Origin of the sequence: Mycobacterium sp. 852014-52450_SCH5900713 (assembly GCF_001667075.1) — a bacterium.
Taxonomy (GTDB): Bacteria; Actinomycetota; Actinomycetes; order Mycobacteriales; family Mycobacteriaceae; genus Mycobacterium.
The window spans coordinates 114,829-121,325 of record NZ_LZIL01000031.1 but is presented as its reverse complement, the minus strand read 5'-3'; the positions used below and the strand labels follow the sequence as shown (position 1 = coordinate 121,325).

The following is a 6,497-nucleotide window of genomic DNA, read 5'->3' as shown; positions in this document are numbered from 1 at the left end:
CGCACCCGCACCCGCGCCCCGCGCCCCAGCTCCGGCGGCCCCGGCACCCGCTCCCGAGGCCCAGGTGCCCGCCCCGGCCCCGGCGGCGCCCGCTCCCGTTCCGGTTCCCGAGGCCCCGGCGCCTGCCCCGATTCCGGTCGCGCCGGCTCCCGCACCGCCACCCGCGGTGGCGCCCATTCCTGTGCCGATTCCGCTGCCGATACCGGGCATCGGTGGACCGGTCATCGGCGGGCCGCCCGGCGGCGGCTTCGGTGGCGGTCATGGCGGCGGTGAGGACGGGCCGCGCGGCGGCGGTGGCGGCGGGATCCCCGGCATTCCGGGGTTCGGCGGCGGCCACGGCGGTTTCGGCGGTGGTCACGGCGGGTTCGGCCGTCACTAGTCGGTTCGGGGCCACCTGTCACCTGTCGTTTGCCTCCCGCTTAGCGCGGCGATGCAGTTAGCTCATCGCGGCGACGTATACCGGTTACATGCGATGCACCGTCTTCGGCACCGGTTACCTGGGTGCCACCCACGCGGTCGGAATGGCGGAACTGGGACACGAGGTCGTCGGGGTCGACATCGACCCCGGCAAGGTCGCCAAGCTCGCCGGCGGTGACATTCCCTTCTACGAGCCCGGCCTGCGCAAGCTGCTGACGAAGAACCTGGCGACGGGGCGACTGCGGTTCACCACCGACTACGACATGGCGGCCGAGTTCGCCGACGTGCATTTCCTCGGGGTCGGTACGCCACAGAAGAAGGGCGAGTACGGCGCCGACCTGCGCCACGTCTACGCCGTCATCGACGCGCTGGTGCCGCGGCTGACGACATCGTCGGTACTTGTGGGGAAATCAACCGTTCCGGTGGGAACCGCGGCCGAGCTGAACAACCGGGCGGCCGCGTTGGCGCCACGCGGGGTCGACGTCGAGATCGCCTGGAACCCCGAGTTCCTGCGCGAGGGCTACGCGGTGCACGACACCCTGCATCCGGACCGCATCGTGCTTGGCGTGCAACAGCATTCGACGCGGGCCGAGGCGGCGGTCCGCGAACTCTACGGCCCCCTGCTCGCCGAGGGCGTGCCGTTCCTGGTGACGGACCTGCAGACCGCGGAGCTGGTCAAGGTCTCCGCCAACGCCTTTCTGGCGACCAAGATTTCGTTCATCAACGCCATCTCCGAGGTATGCGAGGCCGCGGGCGCCGACGTCAGCGTGCTGGCCGACGCGCTCGGCTACGACCCGCGCATCGGCCGCCAATTCCTCAACGCCGGACTGGGTTTCGGCGGGGGCTGCCTGCCCAAAGACATCCGCGCCTTCATGGCCCGCGCCGGCGAACTGGGAGCCGACCAGGCGCTGACCTTCCTGCGCGAGGTCGACAGCATCAACATGCGCCGGCGCACCCGGATGGTGGAGCTCGCCAGCGCGGCCTGCGGCGGGTCGCTGCTTGGCGCGAATATCGCCGTGCTCGGCGCGGCGTTCAAGCCCGAATCCGACGACGTGCGCGACTCGCCCGCGCTCAACGTCGCGGGCCAGCTGCAGCTCAACGGCGCCGCGGTCAACGTGTACGACCCCAAGGCGCTGGACAACGCGCAGCGGCTGTTCCCGACGTTGAATTACGCGGTCTCGGTCGAGGAGGCGTGTGATCGCGCCGACGCGGTGCTCGTCCTCACCGAGTGGCGCCAATTCATCGACCTCGACCCCGCCGACCTGGCCGACCGCGTGCGGGCCAGGGTCATCGTCGACGGCCGCAATTGCCTCGATGCCGCCCGCTGGAAGCAGGCGGGCTGGCGGCTGTTCCGGCTGGGGGCGCCGCGGCCCTGAGGGGTCCTGCCGCGAGCGTCACGCCAGCGTGGCGCTGACCGGCGAACGCCACGCCAGCGTGACGTTCGGCGCGCAGCGGAGGCGTAGCCTGACCCGCGTGGACTTCGCCGGTGCATTCCTGGAAGAAAACCGCGCATTTTCGGAGCTTTTCCGCGATGCCGACCAGTCCAGGCCCGTGCCGACCTGCCCGGGGTGGACCCTGGGCCAGCTCCTGCGCCACGTGGGCCGGGGCGACCGCTGGGCGGCGCAGATCGTGCGCGACCGGCTCGAGGAGTTCCTCGACCCCCGTTCCGTCGAGGGCGGCAAGCCGCCACCCGAACCGGCCGACGCGATCTCCTGGCTGCACGGGGGCGCGCAGCGGCTGGTCGACGCAGTCGAGCTGACGGGGGTGGAAACGCCGGTGTGGACCTTTCTCGGCGCCCGGCCCACGAACTGGTGGATCCGCCGCCGCCTGCACGAGGTGGCGGTGCATCGGGCCGACGCGGCCATCGCGCTGGGCGCGGAATTCACCCTGAACGCCGACGTAGCCGCCGACGCGATCACCGAATGGCTCGAGCGCGTCGCGATCCAGGCCGGCGGCGAAGGGGCGGCGCTCCCGCTCGAGGCCGGTAACACCCTGCATCTGCATGCCACCGACCCCGGGCTCGGCGAAGCCGGCGAGTGGACCATCGGTGTCGACGGGAGCCGGATCACCTGGTCACACGAGCACGGCAAGGGCACCGCGGCCTTGCGGGGCGGCGCGACCGAGCTGCTGCTGGCCATCCTGCGCCGGGTGCCGCTCGCCGACACGGGCATTGAGTTGTTCGGCGACGAGGGTGTGTGGCAGAACTGGCTGGACCGCACCCCGCTCTAGCCACGGCGGCGGGGCACACACGGTAACTTGCAACACATGACCACTTCGGAGATCGCCACCGTCCTGGCATGGCACGACGCGCTCGACTCCGCCGACCTGGAAACGCTGGTCGCGTTGTCCAGCGACGACATCGAGATCGGCGACGCGCACGGGGCCGCGCAGGGGCACGAGGCGCTGCGCGGGTGGGCCGCCTCCCGCCACGCGACGGCCGAACTCGGCCGGATGTACGTGCACGACGGGGTCGTCGTCGTCGAACAGAAGGTCAGCGCCCCGGACAATCCCGGGGCCGTGACCACCGCCGCGTCAGCGTTCCGCGTGGTCCACGACCACGTCACGTCCGTGTTCCGGCACGACGACCTGGCGTCGGCGCTGGCGGCGACCGAACTCACCGAAAACGACCTCGTCAACTAAGCGTGGAATAGGGGAGCCACTCATGCGCGGGATCATCTTGGCCGGCGGCTCGGGCACTCGCCTGCATCCGATCACCGTGGGCATCAGCAAGCAGCTGCTTCCGGTGTACGACAAACCGATGATCTACTACCCGCTGTCCACCCTGATGATGGCCGGGATCCGGGACATTCTGGTGATCACCACCCCGCACGACGCGGCGGGCTTTCAGCGGCTCCTGGGAGACGGCTCGCAATTCGGGATCAACATCAGCTACGTGACGCAGCAAAGTCCCGATGGTCTGGCCCAGGCCTTTGTCCTGGGCGCCGACCACATCGGCAACGACTCGGTGTCGTTGGTGTTGGGCGACAACATCTTCTACGGGCCGGGCCTGGGCACGAGCCTGAGCCGTTTCCAAAACATCAGCGGCGGAGCGGTTTTCGCGTACTGGGTGGCCAACCCGTCGGAGTATGGGGTCGTCGAGTTCAGTGACGACGGCACGGCGCTGTCACTGGAGGAGAAACCCAAGACACCGAAGTCCAATTACGCGGTGCCGGGCTTGTACTTCTACGACAACGACGTGATCGAGATCGCCAAAGGCCTGAAGAAATCGGCGCGCGGTGAATACGAGATCACCGAGGTCAACCAGATCTATCTCAACCGAGGCCAGCTCTCGGTCGAGGTGATGGCCCGCGGAACGGCGTGGCTCGACACCGGCACGTTCGACTCCCTGCTGGACGCCAGCGACTTCGTGCGGACGCTGGAACGGCGGCAGGGCCTGAAGGTCAGCGTCCCCGAGGAAGTGGCATGGCAGCGGGGCTGGATCACCGACGAGCAGTTGGCCGAGCGCGCCCACACGCTGCTCAAGTCCGGATACGGCGGCTATCTGCTGGATCTGTTGGAGCGGAGCCGATTTCACTAGGCTTTGCCAGCGCCGCGGCAATCGCCGTCGTCAGCGGCACCGACAGCGCCAGCGCGATGCCGCCTACCGCCGACCGCGCGATCTCGATGGCCACACTTTCGCTGGTCAGCACGTCGGTCAATGAGCGGTTGGCCACGCTGAACAGCAGCAGCAACGGCAGCGAGCTGCCGGCGTAGGCCAGCACCAGCGTGTACACCGTGCTGGCGATGTGGTCGCGTCCAACTCGGATGGCGCCCAAGAAGATAGCGCGCCGCGAGCCACCGAGGTGGGCGAGCTCGAACACCGTCGACGCCTGCGTCACCGTCACATCGTTGAGCACGCCGAGCGACCCGATGATGAAGCCGGCGAGCAGCAGGCCGCTGATCGACACGTTGCCCAGGTACGCACTGACGGTGGCGTTCTGGTCATCCGACAACCCGGTCAAATGCGCCAATTGTATTGCCGCCCAGGACAATCCCGCGGCCAGCAGCAGCGAAGTCAGAGTGCCCAGCAGCGCGGCGCTGGTCCGTAGACTCACGCCGTGCGCCAGATAGATGACCGCGTACAGAATGGCCGCGGCGGCCACCAGGGCCACCGGAACCGCGGGCGCGCCGTCGCGCAACGCAGGCAGCAAGAACGCCACCAGGACCACGAACGCGACCCCGATGCCCACCAGCGCCAGCAGTCCCCGCCACCGCGCCACGGCGACGATCACCACCGCGAACGCGATGGCCAGCGCGACCAGCGACCAGCCGCGTTCGAAGTCGTAGAAGGCGTAGCTGGTGGCGCCTTGATCGTCGACCTGCCGGACGAGGCGAATGCGGTCTCCCACCGCGAATTTCGGCTGGCCCGGACCGGGGGAGGACTCCAGCAACGTGTTCGCGCCCGCGTTGGGCCCGGAATCGATGGCCACCTGGGTCAGCACGCAGCGGCCCGCGCCCGGCGGCGCCGGCTGGGGCGCGGTGGTGAGCACCTGGCTGACCGACGGGCTGCCGCAGTCACCCACGGCGCTGGACAGCACGTGCCCGGCCTGCGTGCTCACGGCGCCGCCGGCCGCGTTCTGGAAGGGCATGGGGATGGCGACGTGCTGCCGGCTGGGCCACAGCGCGATGGCGCCACCCAGGACCGCCACCCCGATCGCCACCAGCAGCCCGACGACGATCCTGGCGGGCAGCGACTCAACCGGGGCGGGGCCGGACAGGCTGTGTGAATGCGAGTGCGAGTGCGTCACCCGGTCCACCGTAGAGGCGCCGGCTGCGAAGATGCTTACTGGCGATAGCCGACCAGGAAGTTGCCCAGCCGCTCGATCGCCGCGGCCAGGTCGCGGGCCCACGGCAGCGTCACGATGCGCAGGTGATCCGGTGCCGGCCAATTGAATCCGGTGCCCTGGGTGACCAGGATCTTCTCCTGCAGCAGCAGGTCGAGGACGAGCTGTTCGTCGTCGGTGATGTCGTAGACCTCGGGGTCCAGCCGGGGGAAGGCGTACAGCGCTCCCTCGGGTTTGACGCAGGACACACCGGGAATCTCGTTGAGTTTCTCCCAGGCGACGTCGCGCTGCTCGAGCAGCCGCCCGCCGGGCAGCACCAGGTCTTCGATGCTCTGGTGGCCACCGAGGGCCACCTGGATCCCGTGCTGGGCCGGGACGTTGGGGCATAGCCGCATGTTGGCCAGCAGGTTGATGCCCTCGATGAAGCTCTCCGCATGGTCCTTGGGGCCGGTGATCGCCAGCCAGCCCGCGCGGTAGCCGGCAACCCGGTAGGCCTTGGACAGCCCGTTGAACGTGAGGCACAACACGTCGTGGGCCAGCGAGGCCACGTTGATGTGCTTGGCGTCGTCGTAGAGGATCTTGTCGTAGATCTCGTCGGCGAGCAGCAGCAGTTCGTGCTTGCGCGCCAGTTCCACCATCTGGGTGAGGACCTCGCGGCTGTAGACCGCGCCGGTCGGGTTGTTCGGGTTGATGATGACCAGCGCCTTGGTGCGCTCGGTGATCTTGGATTCCAGGTCGGCGATGTCGGGCTGCCACGCCTGCGTCTCGTCGCACAGGTAGTGCACGGGCGTGCCGCCGGCCAACGACGTCGACGCCGTCCACAGCGGGTAGTCCGGCGACGGGATCAATACCTCGTCGCCGTTGTCGAGCAGGGCCTGCAGCGTCATCGTGATCAGCTCGGAGCACCCGTTGCCCAGGTAGACGTCGTCGACGTCGAAGCGGGGGAAGCCTTCGACCAACTCATAACGGGTGACCACCGCCCGGCGCGCGGGCAGGATGCCCTGCGAGTCGGAGTAGCCCTGCGCGTACGGCAGCGCCTGGATCATGTCGCGCATGATCACGTCGGGTGCCTCGAAGCCGAACGGCGCCGGGTTGCCGATGTTGAGCTTGAGGATGCGGTGCCCTTCGGCCTCCAGCCGCGCGGCGTGCTGGTGCACCGGGCCGCGGATCTCGTATAGGACGCCCTGGAGCTTGGACGACTGCGCGAAGACACGCTGCCGGTGGTGCGCGGACGCGTTCAGGGGCAGCTGGTGAGTGGTCACGTCATCAATGGTGCCACTTGTGTCCACCGAAATT

General features: G+C 69.0%; 7 protein-coding genes. 5 read left to right on the top strand and 2 right to left on the bottom strand.

The window, feature by feature from the left end; translation table 11 throughout:
* The 5 genes from A5773_RS26240 to rfbA all read left to right on the top strand — a co-directional run.
* The coding region (locus tag A5773_RS26240) for a hypothetical protein (protein WP_232001813.1) at window positions 1–379 on the top strand (379 nt) is incomplete at its 5' end.
* Between the two features lie 88 nt (window positions 380–467).
* On the top strand, window positions 468–1,793 hold the full coding sequence (locus A5773_RS07110; protein ID WP_066947563.1) for a UDP-glucose/GDP-mannose dehydrogenase family protein: 1,326 nt from the start codon (window positions 468–470) through the stop codon (window positions 1,791–1,793).
* Between the two features lie 97 nt (window positions 1,794–1,890).
* On the top strand, window positions 1,891–2,646 hold the full coding sequence (locus A5773_RS07105; RefSeq protein WP_067790323.1) for a maleylpyruvate isomerase family mycothiol-dependent enzyme: 756 nt from the start codon (window positions 1,891–1,893) through the stop codon (window positions 2,644–2,646).
* 36 nt (window positions 2,647–2,682) lie between these two features.
* Window positions 2,683–3,057: a nuclear transport factor 2 family protein gene (locus A5773_RS07100; RefSeq protein ID WP_067790295.1), complete on the top strand. Its 375-nt coding sequence runs from the start codon at window positions 2,683–2,685 to the stop codon at window positions 3,055–3,057.
* Window positions 3,058–3,079: 22 nt separating this feature from the next.
* The gene (rfbA, locus tag A5773_RS07095) at window positions 3,080–3,955 is read left to right on the top strand and encodes a glucose-1-phosphate thymidylyltransferase RfbA (RefSeq protein ID WP_066947569.1); all 876 of its coding nucleotides are present in this window, start codon (window positions 3,080–3,082) and stop codon (window positions 3,953–3,955) included.
* Here rfbA and A5773_RS07090 read toward each other — a convergent pair.
* A complete protein-coding gene (locus A5773_RS07090; RefSeq protein ID WP_066947572.1) occupies window positions 3,897–5,174 on the bottom strand; it encodes a YibE/F family protein in 1,278 nt (425 codons plus the stop codon). The genes rfbA and A5773_RS07090 overlap by 59 nt on opposite strands.
* Before the next feature lie 26 nt (window positions 5,175–5,200).
* A complete protein-coding gene (locus tag A5773_RS07085; protein WP_066947575.1) occupies window positions 5,201–6,490 on the bottom strand; it encodes a pyridoxal phosphate-dependent aminotransferase in 1,290 nt (429 codons plus the stop codon).
* Between the last annotated feature and the right edge of the window lie 7 nt (window positions 6,491–6,497).

What these genes read in the sequence shown, in the direction of transcription:
- rfbA (WP_066947569.1), top strand. Translation starts at nt 3,080, where the DNA reads ATGCGCGGGATCATCTTGGCCGGCGGCTCGGGCACTCGCCTGCATCCG.
- A5773_RS07110 (WP_066947563.1), top strand. Translation starts at nt 468, where the DNA reads ATGCGATGCACCGTCTTCGGCACCGGTTACCTGGGTGCCACCCACGCG.
- A5773_RS07100 (WP_067790295.1), top strand. Translation starts at nt 2,683, where the DNA reads ATGACCACTTCGGAGATCGCCACCGTCCTGGCATGGCACGACGCGCTC.